General features: G+C 72.6%; 16 protein-coding genes. 10 read left to right on the top strand and 6 right to left on the bottom strand.

Annotated features, from left to right (window positions below; genetic code table 11):
• The first annotated feature begins 228 nt into the window (after nt 1-228).
• From AB0G50_RS25710 to glgP, 3 genes are all read left to right on the top strand, one after another.
• Nucleotides 229-2,460, top strand: coding sequence for an NACHT domain-containing protein (locus AB0G50_RS25710; RefSeq protein WP_360113024.1), 2,232 nt, complete (start codon nt 229-231; stop codon nt 2,458-2,460).
• 52 nt (nt 2,461-2,512) lie between these two features.
• The gene (locus tag AB0G50_RS25705; protein WP_360113022.1) at nt 2,513-5,032 is read left to right on the top strand and encodes an NACHT domain-containing protein; all 2,520 of its coding nucleotides are present in this window, start codon (nt 2,513-2,515) and stop codon (nt 5,030-5,032) included.
• Nucleotides 5,033-5,159: 127 nt separating this feature from the next.
• Nucleotides 5,160-7,718, top strand: a complete 2,559-nt coding sequence (gene glgP / locus AB0G50_RS25700; RefSeq protein ID WP_360113020.1) for an alpha-glucan family phosphorylase — start codon at nt 5,160-5,162, stop codon at nt 7,716-7,718.
• Between the two features lie 48 nt (nt 7,719-7,766).
• On the opposite strand, the gene AB0G50_RS25695 is transcribed toward glgP, so the two are convergent.
• From AB0G50_RS25695 to glgX, 4 genes are all read right to left on the bottom strand, one after another.
• Complete coding sequence (locus AB0G50_RS25695; RefSeq protein WP_360113018.1) at nt 7,767-8,879, bottom strand: hypothetical protein; 1,113 nt, start codon at nt 8,877-8,879, stop codon at nt 7,767-7,769.
• Between the two features lie 35 nt (nt 8,880-8,914).
• Nucleotides 8,915-9,304: a rhodanese-like domain-containing protein gene (locus tag AB0G50_RS25690; RefSeq protein WP_360113016.1), complete on the bottom strand. Its 390-nt coding sequence runs from the start codon at nt 9,302-9,304 to the stop codon at nt 8,915-8,917.
• Between the two features lie 2 nt (nt 9,305-9,306).
• Entirely contained in the window at nt 9,307-9,891 is a 585-nt protein-coding gene (locus AB0G50_RS25685) for a cysteine dioxygenase family protein (RefSeq protein ID WP_360113014.1), read from the bottom strand.
• Between the two features lie 270 nt (nt 9,892-10,161).
• Nucleotides 10,162-12,300 (bottom strand): glycogen debranching protein GlgX, encoded by a 2,139-nt coding sequence (gene glgX / locus AB0G50_RS25680; protein ID WP_360113012.1) that lies wholly within the window; start codon nt 12,298-12,300, stop codon nt 10,162-10,164.
• 186 nt (nt 12,301-12,486) lie between these two features.
• On the opposite strand from glgX, the gene AB0G50_RS25675 reads away from it, so the two are divergent.
• The 4 genes from AB0G50_RS25675 to AB0G50_RS25660 are packed head-to-tail and all read left to right on the top strand — an operon-like array spanning nt 12,487 to nt 16,191.
• Nucleotides 12,487-13,269 carry an ABC transporter ATP-binding protein gene (locus AB0G50_RS25675; RefSeq protein WP_360113040.1) on the top strand — a complete coding sequence of 261 codons (783 nt, stop codon included), beginning with the start codon at nt 12,487-12,489 and terminating at the stop codon, nt 13,267-13,269.
• A gap of 32 nt (nt 13,270-13,301) precedes the next feature.
• Nucleotides 13,302-14,081 (top strand): enoyl-CoA hydratase-related protein, encoded by a 780-nt coding sequence (locus tag AB0G50_RS25670; protein WP_360113010.1) that lies wholly within the window; start codon nt 13,302-13,304, stop codon nt 14,079-14,081.
• Nucleotides 14,071-15,036: a class I SAM-dependent methyltransferase gene (locus AB0G50_RS25665; protein ID WP_360113008.1), complete on the top strand. Its 966-nt coding sequence runs from the start codon at nt 14,071-14,073 to the stop codon at nt 15,034-15,036. The genes AB0G50_RS25670 and AB0G50_RS25665 overlap by 11 nt, the downstream gene beginning before the upstream one ends.
• Nucleotides 15,037-16,191: a class I SAM-dependent methyltransferase gene (locus AB0G50_RS25660; RefSeq protein WP_360113006.1), complete on the top strand. Its 1,155-nt coding sequence runs from the start codon at nt 15,037-15,039 to the stop codon at nt 16,189-16,191.
• On the opposite strand, the gene AB0G50_RS25655 is transcribed toward AB0G50_RS25660, so the two are convergent.
• Nucleotides 16,188-17,135, bottom strand: coding sequence for a nucleoside hydrolase (locus tag AB0G50_RS25655; protein WP_360113004.1), 948 nt, complete (start codon nt 17,133-17,135; stop codon nt 16,188-16,190). The genes AB0G50_RS25660 and AB0G50_RS25655 overlap by 4 nt on opposite strands.
• A gap of 73 nt (nt 17,136-17,208) precedes the next feature.
• On the opposite strand from AB0G50_RS25655, the gene AB0G50_RS25650 reads away from it, so the two are divergent.
• From AB0G50_RS25650 to AB0G50_RS25640, 3 genes are all read left to right on the top strand, one after another.
• Complete coding sequence (locus AB0G50_RS25650) at nt 17,209-17,640, top strand: GNAT family N-acetyltransferase (protein ID WP_360113002.1); 432 nt, start codon at nt 17,209-17,211, stop codon at nt 17,638-17,640.
• The gene (locus AB0G50_RS25645; protein ID WP_360113000.1) at nt 17,637-18,377 is read left to right on the top strand and encodes an acyltransferase; all 741 of its coding nucleotides are present in this window, start codon (nt 17,637-17,639) and stop codon (nt 18,375-18,377) included. Before AB0G50_RS25650 ends, AB0G50_RS25645 begins: the two co-directional genes overlap by 4 nt.
• Nucleotides 18,378-18,457: 80 nt before the next feature.
• The gene (locus AB0G50_RS25640) at nt 18,458-19,126 is read left to right on the top strand and encodes a hypothetical protein (protein ID WP_360112998.1); all 669 of its coding nucleotides are present in this window, start codon (nt 18,458-18,460) and stop codon (nt 19,124-19,126) included.
• A 1,227-nt stretch (nt 19,127-20,353) separates the two neighbouring features.
• Here the strand turns inward: AB0G50_RS25640 and AB0G50_RS25635 are convergent.
• Entirely contained in the window at nt 20,354-21,598 is a 1,245-nt protein-coding gene (locus AB0G50_RS25635; protein ID WP_360112996.1) for a glycosyltransferase family 4 protein, read from the bottom strand.
• Nucleotides 21,599-21,633: the final 35 nt, after the last annotated feature.

The raw sequence follows: 21,633 nt of genomic DNA, 5'->3' as shown, positions 1-21,633 counted from the left end.
AGCGCCCTTCTCGCCAGTGGATGACGCTTGCACGGTCAAGTTTGCCCGGTGGGACGCGGTCTCTGCTCACCGGGAGTACCACCTTCGTGTCGGTACCCCGTCTGGTTGGATCGCACACTCGAAGGTGGTCGCGATCTCGCGATGAGAGACGAATTCCCACTGCGAAGCCACGTTGTCACACGTCCGGGCGAGTGTGTGTTACCGCGATGTGGCGGTTGACTCGCGAAGGTGAACTTCGCGTGGCTGCGCGGTGTGACGGGCTTCGGCCGGCACTACCGCGCCTACCTGCTGCACAGCCTGCGCTACATCGACCTCAAAGGACTCGCGGTCGTCGGCTTCCACACGCCCGAGTTCGAGGACGTGTTCGTGCACGTGTCGCTGTCGCCGCAGACCCCGCACAACGCGCCCGCCGACCTGCTCGGCCGGGTCGACGGCGCCGCGCGGCACGCGGTGACCGACTTCCTCGACCGGCCCGCGCCCGAGGTGCTCGCGATCATCGGGGTGCCCGGAAGTGGGAAGACGACGTTGTTGCGGCACCTCGCGGTGTCCGTGTGCCGGCGTCCCGGGCGGCGGTGGGTGCCCGTGCTGCTGTACCTGCGCGACCACGTGGCGGCGATCAAGGACGGCGCGTCACTGCCCTCATTGGTGCGCGCGCGGGTGGCCAAGCACGGGCCGACCGAGCCGTCCGGCTGGTTCGAGAAGCGGCTGTCCGACGGCGAGTGCGTGGTGCTGCTGGACGGGCTGGACGAGGTCGCCGACCACGCCGACCGGCGCGCCGTGTCCGCGTGGGTCGAGCGGCAGAAGAACGAATTCCCGGCGAACGACTTCGTGCTCACGTCCCGGCCGCACGGGTACCGCACCGCGCCGGTCGAGGGTGCGAAAGTCCTTCAGGTCCGCGGTTTCACCGACGCGCAGGTCGCCCGGTTCCTGCGCGGCTGGTACCTCGCGATCGAGCGGTTGAGCACCCGGGAGACCGGCGAGCCGGTGCGGCTGCGGGCCGAAAAGGCCTCGGGTGAACTCCTGGCGAAACTTCAGGCCAACCCGAACCTCAACGACCTCACGGTGAACCCGCTGCTGCTGACGATGGTCGCGAACGTGCACCGGTTCGGCGGTCGGCTGCCGGACAGCCGCGCCGAGCTGTACCGGGAGATCTGCGAGGTCATGCTGTGGCGCCGGCACGAGGCCAAGAACCTGCCCGCGCTGCTCACCGGCGACCGCAAGGAGATCCTGCTGCGCGCGCTGGCGTTCACCATGATGGGCCGCCGGGTGCACGACCTGCCGCGCGCCGACGTGCTGGAGGTGTTCGAGCCCGGGCTGCGGCGGATGGGCAGCGCGCTGGCCGAGGACGAACTGCTCGCCGACCTCGCGTCCAACGGCCTGCTGGTGGAGCGGGAGAGCGGGGTGTTCTCGTTCGCGCACCAGACCTTCCGCGAGTACCTGGCGGCCGGGCACGTGCGCGACAAGGGCCGCGTCGACGTGCTCGCGGCCCGCGTCGAGGACGACTGGTGGCGCGAGACGACCATCCTCTACACCGCCAAGTCCGATGCCGACCCGGTCGTCGCGGCGTGCCTGGAGTCCGGGACGGTCCCGGCCGTGTCGCTGGCCCTGGACTGCGCCGAGCACGCCGCCGACCTGTCGCCCGAGCTGCGCGCCGCGCTGGACGACCTCGTCGCCTCGGCCGACCGCGACCCGGCCGTGCGCCGGCTGGTGGCGGCGGTGCTGCTCAACCGGCACCTGCGCCACGGCGTGGAGGTGGCCGACGTGCTGCTGTCCGCACCGGTCACCCCCGCGCTGCTGGCCGCCTACCGCCGGGACACGAGCGCCTCCTCGGCACCCGGTTTCGGCGTCACGTCGGCCGACGCGGCGGGTTTCGTCGCGTGGGCCGCCGCGCTGGGCGCGCGCCCGTGCCGCCTGCCGACCCGGTCCGAACTGGACCACCCGCGCGCCCGCCGCGCGTTCGCCGACGTGTCGGTGTGGTCGTCGGACGACCTGTGGGTCCCCGAGGGCGTGCCGCACCCGCACGTGGTCACCAGCACCGAGGACACCGAGCAGACCCTGTTGCAGTACAGCGGCGTCCCGCTGTGGCCGGCCGGCGGCAGCGTCGTGCGGCAGTGGAAGATCTCGCCGGAGGCGCTGGTGGACGAGGTGACCCGGGCGTCCAACCACCGGCAGGCGATGTTCGCGGCCCAGCTGTCGGTGGAGGGCGAACGCGCGTCGGCGGCGCTGCACCGCGTGCTCGACCAGGTGCTCACCGGCCGCCGCCGGCTGACCCGGCCCATGGCGACCGAGCTCAGCCGCCAGGCCCTCGCCCTGGCCCGCGAGGCCGAACGCCGCGAGGTGCCCGGCCTGATCGGCCACTACCGCAGGCTCGCGGCCGGCGTCACGCTGCTGGACCACCGGATCGCGGGCGAGGCGCCGACCACGGAGTCGATCGTCCTGGTCTCCGACCGACCGCGCTGATCACACGTCCGGGCTAGTGCGCGGTGACTCCGCGCGGCGTTGACTCGCCCGCGTGAACCTGGGTTGGTTACGGGGCTACGGCGGCCACCACCGAAAGCACCTGCTGAACACCCTCCGCTTCATCGACCTCAAGGGCCTCGCGGTGGTCGGCTTCCACACCCCGGAGTTCCAGGACGTCTTCGTGGACGTCAGCCTGCGCCGGCAGACCCCGCACAACGCGCCCTCGGACCTGCTCTCCCGCGCCGACGCGGTCGAACGCCACTCGGTCACCGACTTCCTGGACCACGCGGAGCCGGCCGTGCTGGCGATCATCGGCGTGCCGGGCAGCGGCAAGACCACCCTCCTGCGCCACCTGGCCGGGTCCGTGTGCCGCTCACCGGGCCGTCGCCGGGTGCCGGTGCTGCTGTACCTGCGCGACCACGTCGCCGCGATCACCGCCGACACCCCGCTGGCGACCGTCATCCGCACCGGCCTGAGCCGCCAGGGTCCGCGCGAACCGGACGGCTGGTGGGAGAAGCGGCTGGCCGCGGGCGAGTGCCTGGTGCTGCTGGACGGCCTGGACGAGGTCGCCGACGCCGAGGACCGCCGCCGCGTGTCGGCCTGGGTGGAGCGCCGGATCGAGGACCACCCGGCCAACGACTTCGTCCTCACCTCCCGCCCCCACGGCTACCGCGCCGCCCCGATCACCGGCGCCAAGGTCCTCCAGGTCTGCGACTTCACCGACACCCAGGTCCGCCGCTTCGTGCACGGCTGGTACGCCGCGATGGAAAGGCTCAGCACCGCGAAAACGGGCGAGGCCGTCACCCTCCGCGCCGAATCCGCCGCCGAGGAACTGCTGGCCCGCGTGGACGCCAACCCGACCCTGCGCGACCTGACCGTGAACCCGCTGCTGCTGACCATGATCGCCAACGTGCACCGCTTCGGCACCAAGGTCCCGGACAACCGCGCCGAGCTCTACCGCGAGATCTGCGAGGTCGTGCTGTGGAGGCGGCACGAGGCGAAAAACCTCCCGGTGCGCCTCAGCGGCCCGCGCAAAGAGGCGATCCTCCGCGGCCTGGCCTTCACCATGATGGCCCGCCGGGTTCGGGACCTGCCCCGTGACGAAGTGCTGGCCGTCTTCGAACCGGGTCTCAAGCGCACCTCGAGCCGGATGTCCGAGGAGGAATTCCTGGCCGACGTGACCGCGTCGGGAATGCTGGTCGAACGCGAGAACGAGGTCTTCTCGTTCGCCCACCTGACTTTCCAGGAATACCTCGCGGCGGCCCACCTCAAGGACCAGGGCCGGGTGCAGGTGCTGGTCGAACGAGTGGAGGACGACTGGTGGCGCGACACCACCCTGCTCTACGCGGCGATCGCCGACGCGGACCCGATCGTGCGGGCGTGCCTGGACACCGGCACCGCGCCGGCGTTCACCCTGGCCGCCGACTGCCAGGAGGTGGACACCGTCCTGTCACCGGACCTGCGCGAGTACTTGAACACCCTGCTCCTGGACGTCGCGGGTACCCCGGGTGACGAGGACGGAGTGCTGCTGGAGGTGCTGATCCGGCGCCACCTCCGGGAATCGGTCGCCGTCGGCGACCGCGAACTGGTGGCGAAACCCGTGAGCGGAGCGCTCTACAACGCGTTCCGCGCCGAGTGCGAGCCGGGTTCGCCCCACGTCGCCCGGGCGGAACCGGTCACCGGTGTGGACCACGGGGAGGCGACCCGGTTCGCCCGGTGGATCACCGGGAAGGCGGGCGGTCGGGTGTACGTCCTGCCCCGTGCCGGCGACTTCGAGCACGAGAACGCACGGCGGCTGCTCGAGCGGACCGGCCGCCCGGTGCGGCTGGACGACGGCCGCCCGCTCGTGCCGCCCGGAATACCGCACCCGTACCGCCTGGCACTGTCGGACGTGGTCCGGTGCCTGGTCAAGGATATGTTGCTGACCACCGGGGGGCGGAGGTTGCAGGTTCCCGCGGAGTGGGTCAGGCTGGTTTTCACCGAATACCTGCCACAGGTGGTGAGCGCCCTGCCCAAGGGGTTCCAGGGCTTGGTCGAAATCGTCGGCAAACCGGACCTGATCTCGCCGGAAACGCGCGAGATGTTCGCGCTGGGAGCGTCGGCCCGAATCGACCCGGCAGCTCGACCCGCGCCCTTCGACCACGAATCCGGCGTGTCGGTCGAGCGGTGGATGACGCGGTGCGCGAGTTCGTTGGCGGAGCACCTCGACACCATTCCTCCCGACCTGTACTCGAATCCTCCCGGATTGTTCGGACTCTGGATCTCGGCTCACGAACTGCGGCGTGCCGAGGGCCGACGACCGGCCTGGGAGGTGCGCACGACGGAGCACCTCGACCGGATCCTGCCGTCCATGCTGAGCCTCGGTGTAGGCCCCGACGACCTGCCGACCGCCCGGGCGCGCATCGATCTGTGGCGGCTGGCGGCGGAGGAGGACGAGGCGGGATTCGGCGCGGCGTGCCGGGCCGTGGCACTCGGTCTCACGCTCCTGGAACTGCGCGCCGCCGGCTCCATCCACTCCACCGACGTGATCCTCCTGGCCACTGATCGGAGGACGGCTCCACCGGTCCGGTGACCGTCGTCCGGTGGTGTGGCGAAATCGCTCCGCGGGCCTGTCTTCGCTGGTGGAGCTGTATCGGTCCCTGCATCGGTTCGGGTGATCGTTGTCCGACACCGCTGGATGGAGGATAAGGTCCGACGCCATGCGAGCACTTCGCCGGTTCACCGTCCGAGCCAGTCTGCCCGAGCCCCTCCAGGGGTTGGGCACCCTCGCCACGAACCTGCGCTGGACGTGGCACCCGCCCACACAGGACCTGTTCGCCACCGTCGACCCGGACACCTGGGCCGAGGTCGGCGACCCGCTGCGACTGCTGTCGGTGGTCGCGCCCGAACGGCTGGACGCACTCGCCCGGGACGAGGAGTTCCTCTCCCACGCCACCGCCCTCGCCGACGACCTGCACCGCTACACCACCGGGCAGCGCTGGTTCCAGCGCCGCCAGGACGAGTTGCGGGCCCGGCGCGACGAGGGGCACTCCGACGCCACCGCGCTGCCGTCCGCGATCGCCTACTTCTCGATGGAGTTCGGCGTCACCGAGGCACTCCCGAACTACTCGGGCGGGCTCGGGGTGCTCGCCGGCGACCACCTCAAGGCGGCGTCCGACCTCGGCGTGCCGCTGATCGCGGTGGGCCTGCTCTACCGGTCCGGGTACTTCCGGCAGGCGCTCTCGCTCGACGGCTGGCAGATCGAGCACTACCCGGTGCTCGACCCGCGCGGCCTGCCGCTCCAGCTGCTCACCGACCCGACCGGCGCGCCGATCCTGGTCCACGTCGCCATGCCCGGCGACCGCGTGCTGCGCGCGAAGGTGTGGAAGGCCCAGGTCGGCCGCATCCCGCTGCTGCTGCTCGACTCCGACGTCGAGGAGAACGACGAGGACCTGCGCGGTGTCACCGACCGGCTCTACGGCGGCGACCAGGACCACCGCATCCGGCAGGAGATCCTGGCGGGCGTCGGCGGCGTCCGGGCGGTGCGCACGTTCTGCGAGCTGACCGGCCACCCGAGCCCCGAGGTCTTTCACACCAACGAGGGACACGCGGGCTTCCTGGGCCTGGAGCGGATCCGGGAGCTGACGACCGGGCAGGGCCTGGACTTCGACCAGGCGCTGGCCGCGGTCCGCGCCGGCACCGTGTTCACCACGCACACCCCGGTGCCCGCGGGCATCGACCGGTTCCCCGTCGACCTCGTGCAGCACTACTTCGGCTCCGAGGCGCTGCTGCCCGGCGTGAGCACGCAGCGGGTGCTGGCACTGGGCGCGGAGGAGAACCCGGGCCTGTTCAACATGGCGCACATGGGCCTGCGCCTGGCCCAGCGCGCGAACGGCGTGTCCAAGCTGCACGGCACGGTCAGCCGCGACATGTTCCGCGGCCTGTGGCCGGGCTTCGACGTCACGGAGGTGCCGATCGGCTCGGTCACCAACGGCGTGCACGGCCCGACGTGGGCGGCCGACGAGATGTCCCGGCTGGTCGGCGACACCGAGACGAGCGCCGAGCCGGTCACCGACGCGACGCTGTGGTCGCTGCGCAACGACCTGCGCGCCAAGCTCGTCCACGAGGTGCGCCGCCGCACCCGCGCGTCCTGGCTGCAACGCGGCGCGTCCGCCCTCGAACTGGGCTGGACCGACTCGGTGTTCGACCCGGACGTGCTGACCGTCGGGTTCGCCCGGCGGGTGCCGACCTACAAGCGGCTCACCCTGATGCTGCGCGACGCCGAGCGCCTGCGGGCCCTGCTGCTGCACCCGGAACGCCCGGTGCAGCTGGTCGTCGCGGGCAAGTCGCACCCGGCCGACGACGGCGGCAAGGCGCTGATCCAGCAGATCGTGCGGTTCGCCGACGACGCGGGCGTGCGCCACCGGATCGTGTTCCTGCCGGACTACGACATGTCCATGGCCCGGTACCTGTACTGGGGCTGCGACGTGTGGCTGAACAACCCGATGCGCCCGCTGGAGGCGTGCGGCACGTCCGGCATGAAGTCCGCGCTCAACGGCGGCCTCAACCTGTCCATCCGGGACGGTTGGTGGGACGAGCTCTACGACGGCAGCAACGGCTGGGCCATCCCGACCGCCGACGGCGTCACCGACCCGACCCGGCGCGACGACCTGGAGGCGGCGGCGCTCTACGACCTGCTGGGCAACCAGGTCGCGCCGCTGTTCTACGACCGGGGCGCGGACGGCGTGCCGACCGACTGGCTCGCGATGGTCCGGCACACCCTGGCCTCGCTCGGCCCGGCCGTGCAGGCGTCGCGGATGGTCCGCGAGTACGTGGAGTCCCTCTACGCGCCGGCCGCCGCGTCCGCGTCGTCGGTGGTGGGCGAGGGCTTCCGGGGCGCGAAGGAGTTGGCCGCCTACCGCCAGCGGCTGCGCGCCGCGTGGACCCGGGTCCGGGTGCTCGACTCGGAGCTGACCCTGGACAACTCGGCCGTGCCGCCGCTGGGCTCGCCGGTCACCGTGCGGGCCCGCGTCGAGCCCGCCGGCCTCGAACCGTCCGAGGTGGACGTCCAGGTGGTGCTCGGCAAGGTCGGCGACTCGGACGAGCTGTACGACGTCGTCACGCACGTCATGACCTACACCGGCGACGGGAACTACGAGGCCGAGGTGCCCCTGCCGCACGCCGGCGCGGTCGGCTACACGGTCCGCGTCCTGCCGCGGCACGACCTGCTGGCCTCACCGGCCGAACTGGGTCGCGTCGTGCTGGCCAACCCCGCCTAGCACCCGGCGGGACCCGAGGGCGTCCCCCGAGGTCGGGGGACGCCCTCGTCACGTCACGTTCAACCGCGCGCTGGTCTCGGCGACCCGGGGCGCCCAGCCGGCCAGCGCCTCCGCCTCGCCCAACGTCTCCCGGGCCGCGGCGTTGTCACCGCCGAGCATCTGGGCCCGGGCCACGGTCGCGAGCGCGTCGGCCCGGCCGAGCCCGTTCTCGCTGGAGTGCTTGGCCTGGGTGCCCAGCTCCAGCGCCTTGGCCGCGTCACCCTCGACCAGCGCGAGCTGCGCCAACGTCCCGTTCGCCCGGTGCCTGGGGTACCCGAGCTGGATCGCGCCGTCGATCGCCCGGTGCGCCGCGCCGAGCCCGATCTCCACCGGCAGCTGACCGGCTTCCAGCGCGTTGGCCGTGGAACTGGCCATCTGCGCCATCACGAACGCCATGTCGCGCGGGGTGAGGTCGGTACGCCCGACGAGTTGGCTCACGGTGTGCAACGCCTCGGCGTGCCGGCCGCGCATGGTCAGCACCCCGACGTGGGACCCGATGGCGACCAGTAGCGTGGGGTGCGCCGCGAGCAGCCGGCCCGCGATCTCCTCGGCCCGGTCCAGCTCGCCGACCGCGACCGCGTCGGACACCTCGTTGACCATCGGCGTCGCGTCCATCTCCGCCGCCGCCCGACCCGTCAGCCGCGGCAGCGCGAACAGGAACCACCCCGGCGTGGTCACCCCGGCGCCCCGGCGCGGCACCAGCGAGTCGACCACCACGGCGAGCCCGGCCACCGCCACACCGCGCGGGAACGCCGCGTCGAGGTGGAACCAGGCAGTGGCGAGGGCGCCGACCGTCAGCAGCACCGCCACCAGCGAGGCCGCCCACAGCCGCGGTCGCACGGGCGCGCGCACGGACGTGAGCCCCACGGACAGCACCACCGGCACGCTCCGGACCACGACCCGCAGGTGCGGCCGGGTCCACGTGCGCAGTTCACCGCCGACGCCGACGACCACCAGCGACACCCGGACCCGGCAGACCAGGGCCCCGACCAGCAGTCCGACCTGGAGCGCCGCCGCGGTGCCGAGCCCGCCGACGACCGCACCGCCCAGCGAGGGGAGCGCGGCTCCCGGCTCCCAGGCGACCAGCACGAGGACGACGAGAGCCGTCAGCACCTTCCACACGAGGGGCAGACGCTACCGCCGGCCGGCCGGTTCCCTCACGTGACGGCGGGCGTACCGCCGTCGCGCACCGGGAACCCGGCCGCCGCGTACGCCCGGAACCCGCCGACGAGGTCGGTGGCGTTGGCCAGCCCGACCCTTTGCAGGTCCCGCGCGGCGAACGACGACGCGTAGCCCTCGTTGCACAGCACGACCACCGTGGTGCCGGCGTCGAACCCGGGGATCCGGTGGTCGCCGTCGGGGTCGAGCCGCCACTCCAGCACGATCCGCTCGATGGGCACCGAACCGGGGATCTCGCCCTCGGCGAGCCGGTTGTGCACCGGCCGGATGTCCACGACGAACGCGTCCTCCAGCCCCACCAGCTCCTGCGCCGTCACCCGGCGCAACCCGCTCCGGGCCTCCGCCAGCACTCCGTCGAGCACGCTCACCGTCACGGTCCTTCCTGGTCGGCCAGCACCCGCAGTCGGTCCAGCGGCAGCCGCTGCGCGGGCAGCGGCGGGATCTCGTCGGGGATGTCCGCCAGGCTCGCGTACTCGCGCGTCGGCACCAGCGGCGGCGAGTAGGCGTGCACCGAGGAGGCGGGCAGCAGTCCCTTGTTCAGCACTTGATGAGCACGTCCCGACCCGAACCCGATGGCCGCGCCGACCTCGCGGGTCGCGGACCGCACCGGACCGCCCGGGTACCGGTAGTCCTCGGCGAGCTCGCCGGTCAGCACGGTGAACGAGCCGGCCGCGCCGCCGTGGTCGTGCGGCTCGGTGCCCTGGCCGGGCAGCCAGGACAGCAGCCACAGCTCGACGCCCTCGGTGAGGCCGAGCCGGGCCCACCAGCGCTGCGAGGCGTCGAACTGCAACACCTCGAGCAGCGGGGTCGTCAGCTCGCCGGCGACGAGCGAGGTCAGGTCGCGCAACTCCCGGGGCGTCCACAGCTCCCGCTCGGGGTGGATGTGGTCGCGCAGGAGGGGCACGTCGAGCAGCGGGTGGAGATCGGCACGCGCGGAGGACAGAGAGGCCGTCACTGGAACACTCCTTGATGGCTACGAAGACCGGGACCGGTAGCGATCAAGACGCGGCGGGGGGAACGCGAATCGCGCGCTCAGCACCGACCCGGCCGCGTCGGCCTACACCGACACGACGCCACCAGGAGGAGGTCGATCGTGCGGTCACGCCAAGTGAACAACGGACGAGCCACGGGTCGATGGTGCCACGGGGGCCTCGGCCCGCGCACCCCCTCCCACCAGGAGGGATTGTCTCGCAAGCAGACTAAAACCCGTAGTCACGGCGGGTGTTCAGTCCACAGCGGACAGTGTTGGCGAAGGGCGGCGGGGGATCCGGAGCAGCAGCAACGACCGTGCCGTGAGGACGACGGGCGACCCGGCCGCGCGGGGCTCCGAAGTCGACGGCGCGCCGTCCGGTTCGGTCGTGTCGAGCACCGGCAGGTACGTCTCCCCGTACTCGACGCCGGGCAGCGTCACGGTCAGCTCCGCGTCGCCGGAGTGCAGGAGCAGCAGCCACGAGTCGTCCGACATCAGCTCGCCGTCCCGCGACCGCGACAGCGAGGTGGACCCGTCGATCCACATCCCGAGGAACCTCCTGCCCTCGTCGAACCAGTCGGTTTCGGCCATCTCCTCGCCGTCGTGGCGGAACCACACCAGGTCCGGCTCGCCGGTCGGGGTCCGCCTGCCGTCGAAGAACTCGGGTTGCCGCAGCGCGGGCGAGGACGCGCGCAGCGAGATCACCCGGCGGGCGAACCCCAGCATCGCCTCGCCCTCGGGCGTCTGCTCCCACGACACCCACGAGGTGGGGTCGTCCAGGCAGTAGGCGTTGTTGTTGCCGCCCTGGGTGCGCCACTGCTCGTCGCCCGCGGTCATCATCGGCGTGCCGGTGGACAGCAGCACCGTGGCGAACAGGTTCCGGGCCTGCCTGGCCCGCAGCGCCAGCACGCCCGGATCGGTCGTCCCGCCCTCGACCCCGCAGTTCCAGGACCGGTTGTCGTCGGTGCCGTCCCGGTTGTCCTCGCCGTTGGCCTCGTTGTGCTTCCCGTTGTAGGACACCAGGTCCCGCAGCGTGAACCCGTCGTGCGCGGTCACGAAGTTGATCGACTGCCAGGGCCGCCGGAGGTCGTCCGCGTAGAGGTCCGAGGACCCCGACAGCCGGTAGGCCAGGTCCCGGACCCCGGTCGCGCCGCGCCAGAAGTCCCGGACGGTGTCCCGGTACCGGCCGTTCCACTCGGCCCACTGCACCCCGAAGTCGCCGACCTTGTACCCGTCGCCGGTGGCGTCCCAGGGTTCGGCGATCAGCTTGCACCGGGACAGCACCGGGTCGGTGGTGATCGCGGTCAGCAGCGCCGAGGCCCGGTCGAACCGGCCGCCGCCGGGCCTGCCCAGCGTGGACGCGAGGTCGAACCGGAACCCGTCGACGCCCATCTCCGCGGTCCAGTACCGCAGCGAGTCGGTCACCATCCGCACCACCGACGGCGAACCGGACTCCAGCGTGTTGCCGCACCCGGTGATGTCCAGCGTGCCGCCGCCCGGGATGTGCAGGTAGTAGCCGGGCGCGTCGAACCCGCGCCAGGACACGTGCGGCCCGTCCGGCCCGCCCTCGCAGGTGTGGTTGTAGACCACGTCGAGGATCACCTCGATGCCGGCGGAGTGCAGCGCGGCCACCATGGTCCGGAACTCCTCCACCTCCCGGCCGGGCTCGCTCGCGTAGCCGGGGTGCGGCGCGAAGTAGGACAGCGGCGAGTAGCCCCAGTAGTTGCGCCGGCCGGCCCGGATCAGCGACGGCTCGTCGTGGAACGCCTGCACCGGCAGCAGTTCCACCGACGTCACGCCCAGCCGGACCAGGTGCTCCAGCACGGCGGGGTGGGCGAGCCCCAGGTAGGTGCCGCGCAGGTGCGGCGGCACGCCGGGGTGCGTCCGGGTGAACCCGCGGACGTGCAGCTCGTAGATCACCGCCTCCTCGAACGGCACCTCGGGCCGGACGCCGGTGTCCGGCCCGCCGGGCGAGGTCACGACCGACAGCGGCACCGAACCCAGGGAGTCGACCGGCGAGGGTCCGCCGGTCATCGGGTCCCCGACCCACCCGAGCGCCGCGTCCAGCGACGTGATCGCGCCGGACACCCGGGTCGCGTACGGGTCCAGCAGCAGCTTGGCCGGGTTGGACCGCAGACCGCGCGCCGGGTCCCAGGCGCCGTGCACCCGGTACCCGTACCGCCTGCCGGGCGTGACGCCGGAGACCAGCCCGTGCCACACCCCGAACGTGCGCTGGGTCAGCTCGATCCGCTCCTCGCTCCCGTCGTCGCCGATCAGGCACACCTCGACGGCGTCGGCGGGCGGCGCGGACACCGCGAACCGCACGCCGCCCGCCTCGGGGTGCGCCCCGAGCGGGAACGGTCGGCCCGCGAGCAGGATCGAGTCGGCAGCCATACCGCGATCCTCCCAGCACGCACCCGCCGTCGGGGGATGAGCACCTCGCGTGACGACTTCGTCACAGCACGCCGCGCCGACGCCAACCCCACCCCCCACCCCACGAGGCGGTTGCAGAACAATGACGCCAACGGCTTCGACGGGGCGAGGGTTAAGAGCGTGGAAAACGAAGATCTGGTCATCCACATGCAGGGTGTGTCGGTTCGACGGGGCAAGACCACGCTGGTGGGCGACGTCGACTGGAGCGTCGAGCTGGACGAGCGCTGGGTCGTCCTCGGCCCGAACGGCGCCGGCAAGACGACGTTGCTCCGGCTGGCCGGCGCCGAGCTGCACCCCACCAAGGGCAAGCTGCACGTCCTGGGCGAGCGGATCGGCAAGACCGACCTGTTCGAGCTGCGCCCACGCATCGGCCTGTCCTCGGCCGCCCTGGCGGGTCGGATCCCGCCGGAGGAGAAGGTCGTCGACCTGGTCGTGAGCGCCGGGTACGCGGTCGTCGGCCGGTGGCGCGAGGAGTACGACGGCCAGGACACCGGCCGGGCCGCGGCGCTGCTCGACCAGTTCGGCATCGCGCACCTCGCCGACCGCACCTACGGCACGCTGTCCGAGGGCGAGCGCAAGCGGACGCTGATCGCCCGGGCGCTGATGACGGACCCGGAGATGCTGCTGCTGGACGAGCCGGCCGCGGGGTTGGACCTGGGCGGTCGCGAGGACCTGGTGGCCCGGCTGTCCGCGCTGGCGCTGGACCCGGACGCGCCGGCGACGGTGCTGGTCACCCACCACGTCGAGGAGATCCCGCCGGGCTTCACGCACGCGCTGCTGCTGCGCGAGGGCGGCGTGGTGGCGCAGGGTCTGCTCCGGGACGTGCTGACCGAGGAGAACCTGACCAGGACGTTCGACCAGCCGCTGGAGCTGCAACGGTCGGGTGACCGCTGGTTCGCCCGCCGCAAGAATGCCGCTACCGACAGGTAACGTGCGAGGCACGCGAGGGTCGAGGAGGACCTGTGGCTGAGTTCGTGAGGCTCGAAGTCGAGGACGGCATCGGCACCATCCGGCTGGAGCGCCCGCCGATGAACGCCCTCAACAGGCAGGTCCAGGAGGAGATCCGCGCGGCCGCCCACGAGGCGGCCGACCGCGCCGACGTGTGGTCGGTGATCGTCTACGGCGGCCCCAAGGTGTTCGCGGCCGGCGCGGACATCAAGGAGATGGCCGAGCTGTCCTACGCCGAGATGGCGGCCCGCGCGGGCTCGTTCACCTCGGCGCTGCGCGCGGTCGAGGAGATCCCCAAGCCGACCGTCGCCGCGATCACCGGCTACGCGCTGGGCGGCGGGTTCGAGTTGGCGCTGTGCGCCGACCGGCGGATCGCGGGCGACAACGCCAAGGTCGGCCAGCCGGAGATCCTGCTCGGCGTCATCCCGGGCATGGGCGGCACGCAGCGCCTGCCCCGGCTGATCGGCGTGTCCAGGGCCAAGGACCTGATCTACACCGGCCGGTTCGTCGGCGCCGAGGAGGCGCTGCGGATCGGCATGGTGGACGAGGTCGTCGCGCCGGACGACGTGTACGAGGCCGCGAAGCGCTGGGCCGGGCAGTTCGTGAACGGCCCGGTGCGCGCGTACGCGGCCGCGAAGGCCGCGATCGACGGCGGCCTGGACACCGACTTGGGCAACGGCCTCAGGCTGGAGACCCAGCTGTTCGCCGCGATGTTCGCCACCGAGGACCAGAAGGCCGGCATGGCGTCGTTCATCGAGAACGGGCCGGGGAAGGCGAAGTTCAGTGGCCGCTGACCCGTCCGTCGACCCCAAGCCGCACCCGCACGCCACGGCCGAGGAGGTCCAGGCCGCTTACCGGGACCCCAAGTTGGCCAACGTCCTGTACCACGACTGGGAGGCGGGCACGTACGACGAGAAGTGGTCGATCTCGTACGACGAGCGCTGCATCACCTACGCCAAGGACCGGTTCCGGGCCGTCTCCGGCGGCGTCGGCCCGTACGGCCACGCGCTGGAACTGGGCTGCGGCACGGGTTTCTTCCTGCTGAACCTGATGCAGGGCGGGGTGATCGAGAAGGGCTCCGTCACCGACCTGTCGCCCGGCATGGTCGAGGTCGCGCTGCGCAACGCGGCGAACCTGGACCTGGACGTGGACGGCCGGGTCGCCGACGCCGAGCGGATCCCGTACGACGACGACACGTTCGACCTCGTCGTCGGGCACGCGGTGCTGCACCACATCCCGGACGTGCCCTCGGCGATGCGCGAGGTGCTGCGGGTGCTCAAGCCCGGCGGCCGGTTCGTGTTCGCGGGCGACCCCACGGACATCGGCAACTTCTACGCCCGCAAGCTCGGTCAGCTGACCTGGTGGCTCACCACCACCGTCACGAAGCTCGACCCGCTGTCGTCGTGGCGGCGGCCGCAGGAGGAGCTGGACGAGTCCTCGCGCGCGGCGGCGCTGGAAGCCGTGGTGGACCTGCACACGTTCGACCCGTCGGACCTGGAGCGCACCGCGCGCGGTGCCGGCGCGGTCGAGGTGAAGGCGGTCACCGAGGAGCTGTCGGCGGCGCTGTTCGGCTGGCCGGTGCGCACGTTCGAGGCGGCGGTGCCCCGGGAGAAGCTGGGCTTCGGCTGGGCGATGTTCGCCTACCGCACGTGGCAGCGACTGTCCTGGGTGGACGACAACGTGCTGGCGAAGGTGTTGCCGCGCGAGGTCTTCTACAACGTCTCCGTGACGGGCCGCAAGCCGGTCTAGGTGGGGTACGGGTTCTCGCTCGACGACGTGGCGCACCTGCGGTCGCAGGCCGGGTGCGCCGCGTTGTCGGCGTTGGCGGACCTGCCGCTGACGCCCGACTCGCGGCTGGCGGACGTGGCCGCCGCGCGCAAGGTCGCGCCCGACCACTTCGCCGCGGTGCTGGAAACCGTGCTGCTGCGCCGGCGTGCGGCCGACCGGCTCGACCTGGTCGACGGGCTGTTCACCGCCGACGCGCTCCAGCAGGCGACCGCGCACCGGGTCGCCGAGCACCGCGCCCGCCGGTTCGCGGGCCGGATCGCGCACGACGTCACGTGCTCGATCGGCGCGGACCTGGCGAAGCTGCCCGAGGGCTCGTTCGGCTCGGACCTCGACCCGGTGCGGCTGGCCATGGCGCGCCACAACCTGCGCGGCTCGCACGAGGTGCTGCGGGCCGACGCGCTGCGCCCGGTGTCGCGCGACGTCGCGGTGGTCGCCGACCCGGCGCGACGGGACTCGGCGGGTCGCCGCACGTGGCGCCCCGAGGACTTCCTGCCACCGCTGGACGATCTCGCCGCGGCCTACCCCGGGCGGGACCTGGCGGTGAAGTGCGCGCCGGGCGTGGACTTCGCGGTCGCGCCGTGGGCGGACGAGGTCGAGCTGGTGTCGCTGGACGGCTCGGTGCGCGAAGCCTGTTTGTGGACAAGGGGTTTGGCCACGCCGGGTGTGACGCGGCGGGCCACCGTGCTGCGGTCGGACAGTCCGGAGTGGACGATCACCGCCGCGGAACCCGACGACTGCCCGGTGACGCCGCCCGACGCGTGGCTGGTCGACCCGGACGGCGCGGTGGTGCGGGCGGGCCTCGTCCGGCACTACGCGCACCGGCACGGCCTGGCGCAGCTGGACGAGCGGATCGCCTACCTCACCGGCCCTGTGCCGCCGCCGGGGATCCGGGCGTTCCGGGTGCTCGACCACGGCCACTACACCGAGAAGGCGCTCCGCGCGGTGCTGCGCGCGCACGACGTCGGCCGGCTGGAGATCCTGGTGCGCGGCCTCGACGTGGACCCGAACCCGTTGCGGCGCAGGCTGAAGCCGGCCGGCTCGGCCGAGGCGACGGTGGTGCTGACCAGGATCGGCCGCACCCCGACGTGGGTGCTCGCCCGGGCCGAGCGCACCTAGTCTGCCTGCCCGAGCGCGCCCAGCCGGTCGAACACGAACTCCCGCAACCCCTCCACGTGGGTTTCCAGCGCGATGTCGACGCCCAGGTGCTCGCGCGACTCCAACCTGCGGTCCACCACGAGCGCGCCGCGCGCCGGCCCGAACGAGCACTCCACGTCGACCGGGAACCGCGTCGACTTCAGGATTCCCGGCCGCACCGCCTCGGCCACCGCGACCGCGTCGTGCAGCACCATGCCGTCCCAGCCGAGGAACCTCCGGTAGGTGGCCAGGTAGTCCGGCGTCAACCCGACGAGCTTCGCGCCCACCTCGGAGGTCTCGGCCAGCGCGGTCAGCCACTGCGCGCTCACCGCGCACCGCCCCGTCAGGTCCATCGGCACGACGGTGACCGGCACGTCCTCCTCGACCAGCACCCGGCGCGCGGCCTCCGGGTCGCACCACAGGTTGAACTCGGCGGCCGGGGTGATGTTGCCGCCGTCCAACCCGCCGCCCATGACCACGATCCGGCCGATCCGGGACCGCAGCGACGGGTGCGCGGCGAGCAGCAGCGCGACGTTGGTCAGCGGGCCGACGGCGGCGATCGTCACCGGCCGGTCGGCGGCCACCAGCACGTCCCGCATCAGCGTCACGGCGTCCCTCGGGTCGACCTCGCGGGTCGGCTCGGGCAGCGTGTGGGCGAACCCGGACAGCCCGTCCGAGCCGTGCGCGCTGGACAGCCGGGCCTGCGGGTGCACCAGCGGTCGGGCGGCGCCGGCGGCCACCGGCACGTCCTCCCGGCCGAGCAGGGCCAGCAGGCGCAGCGCGTTGGCGGTCGTGCTGCCCAGCGAGACGTTGCCGAACACCGTCGTCACCCCGACGAGCGACACTTCGGGGCTCGCCACCGCCAGGGCGAGGGCGAACGCGTCGTCCACGCCGGGGTCGGTGTCGAGGATCAGGGGAATCGTCACCCGGCCGATACTGCCGCACCGGAACCTGGGAGATCGTCCGCCTGTCGGGGTCGAGTTGAGCCATCCTTGTGGCGTGGTGGAACTGAGAGTCCTCGACGTCGACGAGTGGAACCTGTGGCGCGACCTGCGCCTGGCCGCGCTGGAGGAGTCGCCGGACGCGTTCGGCGCGACCTACGCGAGCTGGGTCGACGCCGACGAGGGGCGGTGGCGCAAGCGCTTGGCCAAGCCGTCGTTCAACGTGGTCGCGCTGCTCGAGGGCGAGTACGCGGGCATGGTCAGCGGCCTGCCGGGCGAGGAGCGCGTCGACCTGATGTCGCTGTGGGTGGCGCCGTTCGCCCGCGGCATCGGGGTGGGTGACGCGCTGGTGCGGCGGGTGGTCGAGTGGGCCGCGCCGAAGCCGGTCGCGCTGCGGGTGAACGCGGGCCAGGAGCACGCGAACGCGCTGTACCTGCGCAACGGGTTCGTCGAGGTGGCCGACGGGTTGCTGGTTAAAGTGCCCGGGTGACGAGCATGTGGGGCGCGCCGGTGTGGGCGCGGTGGCGGTCGCGCCGGGACCCGGCCCAGGCGCGGTTCCTGACTCTGGCGTCGCTGCGGTGGGTGTTCCGGCACCGCGCGTACACGCCGTGGTACCTGGTCCGGTACTGGCGCCTGCTGCGCTTCCGGCTGGCCAACCCGCACGTGGTGCTGCGCGGGATGGTCTTCCTCGGCCGCAAGGTCGAACTCCACTGCCGGCCCGGCTACGGGCGGCTCGAGATCGGCCGTTGGGTGCACATCGGCGACGGCAACGCCATCCGCTGCCACGAGGGTTCGCTGCGGATCGGCGACAAGGCCGTGTTCGGCAAGGACAACACGGTGAACTGCTACCTGGACGTGGAGATCGGCGCGGCCACCCTGGTCGCGGACTGGGTGTACATCTGCGACTTCGACCACGTGACGGCGGACGTGCACCTGCCCATCAAGGACCAGGGCATCGTGAAGTCGCCGGTCCGCATCGGTCCGGACTGCTGGTTGGGCGCCAAGGTCACCGTCACCCGGGGCACCCGCGTGGGTCGCGGGTGCGTGCTGGGCGCGCACGCGGTGGTGCGCGGCGACGTGCCGGACTACAAGATCGCGGTGGGCATCCCGGCCCGGGTGGTCAAGGACCGGCGCGAGGACTACGAGGCGGACGCCACCCGCCGGGCCGCGGTGGCCGACATGGCCCGCAAGGCCCGCGAAGCCCTGGAGAAGTCCCGGAACGGCTAGGGGCCCGGTTCAGCCTTCAGGGGGTACCCGGTCGCGTTTCGGGAGGCGGTGGGGGCGGCCCGGCCCTACCGTGCGGACCGATGCGCTGGTTCCTACTGGTGGTGCTGCTGGCCGGGTGCGGGTCGACTCCGCCACCGCCGCCTGTGCTGCGCGCCGACGAGGCCACCACGGCGTCCGCGACCAGGGCCACGATCACGGCCGGCGACCTCGGCCCGTCGTGGACCGCGGACCTGCCACCCCGCGAGTCCGAACCCGTCGCGGCCGACGACTGCGCGGCCGGGACGCTCTACGCGACCCTGCCCCCGGGCGCCCGCCAGACCGGAACCAGGTTCCGCTACGGCGGCACGTCCTGGTACGCCTCCAGCGCCGCCGCGGTGTTCCCGGACGAGCCCGGAGCGCGCGGCTGGGTGGAGATCCGCAAGTCGAGCGAGTACGTCGAGTGCCGCCGGGCCGAACTCGAACGCTCCCAGCGCGCCGCGGACGACCACCTCTCGGTGGCCACCCGCGAAACCACCACCGGCGGCCTGGGAGTCGGCGGCTACCAGGCATATTCGCTCTACCAGGTGAGATCGGCGGGCCAGGACGCAAACGGCACCTTCGCCCGCCACGTCTACCGCGTGGGACGCACGGTCGTCTCGGTATCGGTCGACATCACCGCCGCCCCGTCGGACCCGCCCAACCTGGGCGCCACCGTCTCCTCGGACCTGGGCCACGCCCTGGCCGCCGTCTACGCCCGCACGACCTACTGACCTTCCCATCGTTCAACAATCCCACAATACCCTGCAAGCATTGTTCAACAATAAAATCGTTGAACAATCAGACGAACCACCGACCACAGAGCAACCAGAGAAAAGGCCCTGCCACCCGCAGCCGCCTAGCGGCCAAGTGCCGCGACCCGCCGCCCACTGCCCGCCGCCCACTGCCCACTGCCGAGTACGGCTGCCCGCAGCCAAGGTCCGCCCTCAAGACCTGCCTGATCGCCCCCGCCGCCCACCTCGCCACGCCCGCCGCCTGCCTAGTCGCGCCTCGTACCCAGCCGCGCCCGCCCAGCCGAGTCTGTCGCCCGCCCAGCCGAGCCTGTCGCCCGCCCGGCCACGCCTGCCGCCTGCCCAGCCACGCCTGCCTGCGGCCGTGCCCGCCGCCTTCCTGGTCGCGCCTGTCGGTTGCATGGCTGCACCTCCAGACCCCGTAGTCCAAGCCTGCGTGCCGCCCGCCTACCCGCCTCGGTGGTCCACCCTCCAACGCACTAACCGCCCAACCACACTCACTGACCGCTTGAGTCGAACCCGCCGCCCGCCAACTGCCCGCCGACCGCCTGCGGGTCGCCCGCCGCCCGCTGCCCGCCCGCAGACTGCCTGTCGACCGTCCGCCCGCCTGGCTGTTGTGCGCCTGGGCGCTGCCCGCCCGACCACCGTCTGCCCGCCCGTGCGCCGCCCGCCGTCCGAGCACTGCCCCCACCTGGTTGTTGTCCGCCTGGCCACCCATCCGCCCGACCGCCGCCTGCCGGCCCGCAAGCCCGCCGTCCACCCGACTGCCCGCCCGACCGCCCGACCGCCCGACCGCTGCCGGCCTACCCGCTGTCCGCCTACCCGCCACCCGCCGGGCCGAGGCCCGCCCGCCTGACCGCCGCCTGGCCTGCCGCCTGTCCGACCGCTGCCCGGCTGCGCGCTGCGGGTCCGACCGCCGCCCGCTGTCCGCCTACCCGCTGTCCGCCTGCGTGCTGCCTGCCGGACCGCTGCCTGCCTGGCCGCCGCTGGCCGCGCCCTGCACCTTGATCGACACCTGGGCGTCGCTGACTGTCTGGCTCGGGGGGTGGGTTGTGGGATTGTTGGGTTGTTCGATTGTTCAACGATTCGGCAATCCAGCAATCCAGCAATCCAGCAATCCGGTGGTCCGGCAGCCTGGCGGTTCAGGGAGGCGGGGATGGGGATTGTTGGATGATGGGGTTGTTGAACAATGGGACGAAGTGGTGGAAGTTAGAGGAAAGCGTTGCCGGTTGCGATTTTGGGGCGGCCCAAGGGGTTGTGGTCCTTGACGGCGGCGCGGTGGTAGACGGCGGCGGTGGCTTGGGCGATGGTGGTCCAGTCGAAGTCGGTTGCCAGGCGGGCTTTTGCGGCCTTGGCGCGGCGGGTGGCGGACGGGCGGTCGTCCAGGACCGAGCGGACGGCGCGGGTCAGGCCGTCGACGTCGGACGGTGGGAAGGACAGGCCGGTGACCCCGTCCCGCACGACCTCGCCCAACCCGCCCGCCGTGGACGCGACCAGGGGCGCACCCGCGGCCGCCGCCTCCAGCGCCACGATCCCGAACGGCTCGTAGCGGCTCGGCAGGACCACCGCGTCCACCGCCGCCAACAACGCGGCCAGGTCGCGATCCGGCAGGTGCCCGACGAACTCCACCGCCCGCCACACCCGGTGCTTGCGCGCCTGCTCCTCCAACCACTCCCGGTGCGTCCCGGTCCCGGCCACCACGACCCGCGTCCCCCGGTGCGTCCGCCGGATCCGGGGCAGGGCCGCGATCAGGTCCTGGACGCCCTTCTCCCACTCCAACCGCCCGAAGAACAACAGCAGCGGCTCACCGGAGGGTGAATATTCCGCACGGGCCGCGGCCACGTCCGCGCTCCGCACCCGCCACCGCCGAGGCTCGATCCCGTTGTGCAGCACGGTCGCCCCGTCCACCTCGAACAGGTGCGCCACCTCGGTCGCCATCGCCGCCGAACACGTGATCAACGCGTCCGCCCGGTTCGCCAACCACCACTCCACCGAGTGAACCTGCTGGTTGAGCGTCTGCGACAACCACCCGCTGTGCCGCCCGGCCTCGGTCGCGTGCACGGTCGCCACCAGCGGCGCACCGGACGCCTCCGCCAGCGCGATCGCCGGGTGCGTCACCAACCAGTCGTGCGCGTGCACGACCTCCGGTCGCCACCCGCGCAGCACCGCGAGCCCGGCCCGCGTCATCGCGTGCCCCATGGCCAACGTCCACGCCACGAGGTCGCGCTCGAACACCAGGTGCGCCGGGTCCTCCGCGACCCGCACCACCCGCACGCCCTCGACCACGACGTCCTCGGTCGGGTGGGTGACGGCGTCGGTGCCGGTCGGCTGCCGGCACAGCACCACCACGTCGTGCCCCGCCTCGGCCAACCGGGCGGCGAGCGCGTGCACGTGCCGGCCCAACCCCCCGACGACGACCGGCGGGTACTCCCACGACAACATCAACACGCGCATGGGTGATTCTCGCATTCGTCGGGTGCGGGAAGGCC

Origin of the sequence: Actinosynnema sp. NPDC020468 (assembly GCF_040642015.1) — a bacterium.
Lineage (GTDB): Bacteria > Actinomycetota > Actinomycetes > Mycobacteriales > Pseudonocardiaceae > Actinosynnema.
Note: the sequence above shows the minus strand (reverse complement) of the source record. Positions and strands in the feature narration are given on the sequence as shown.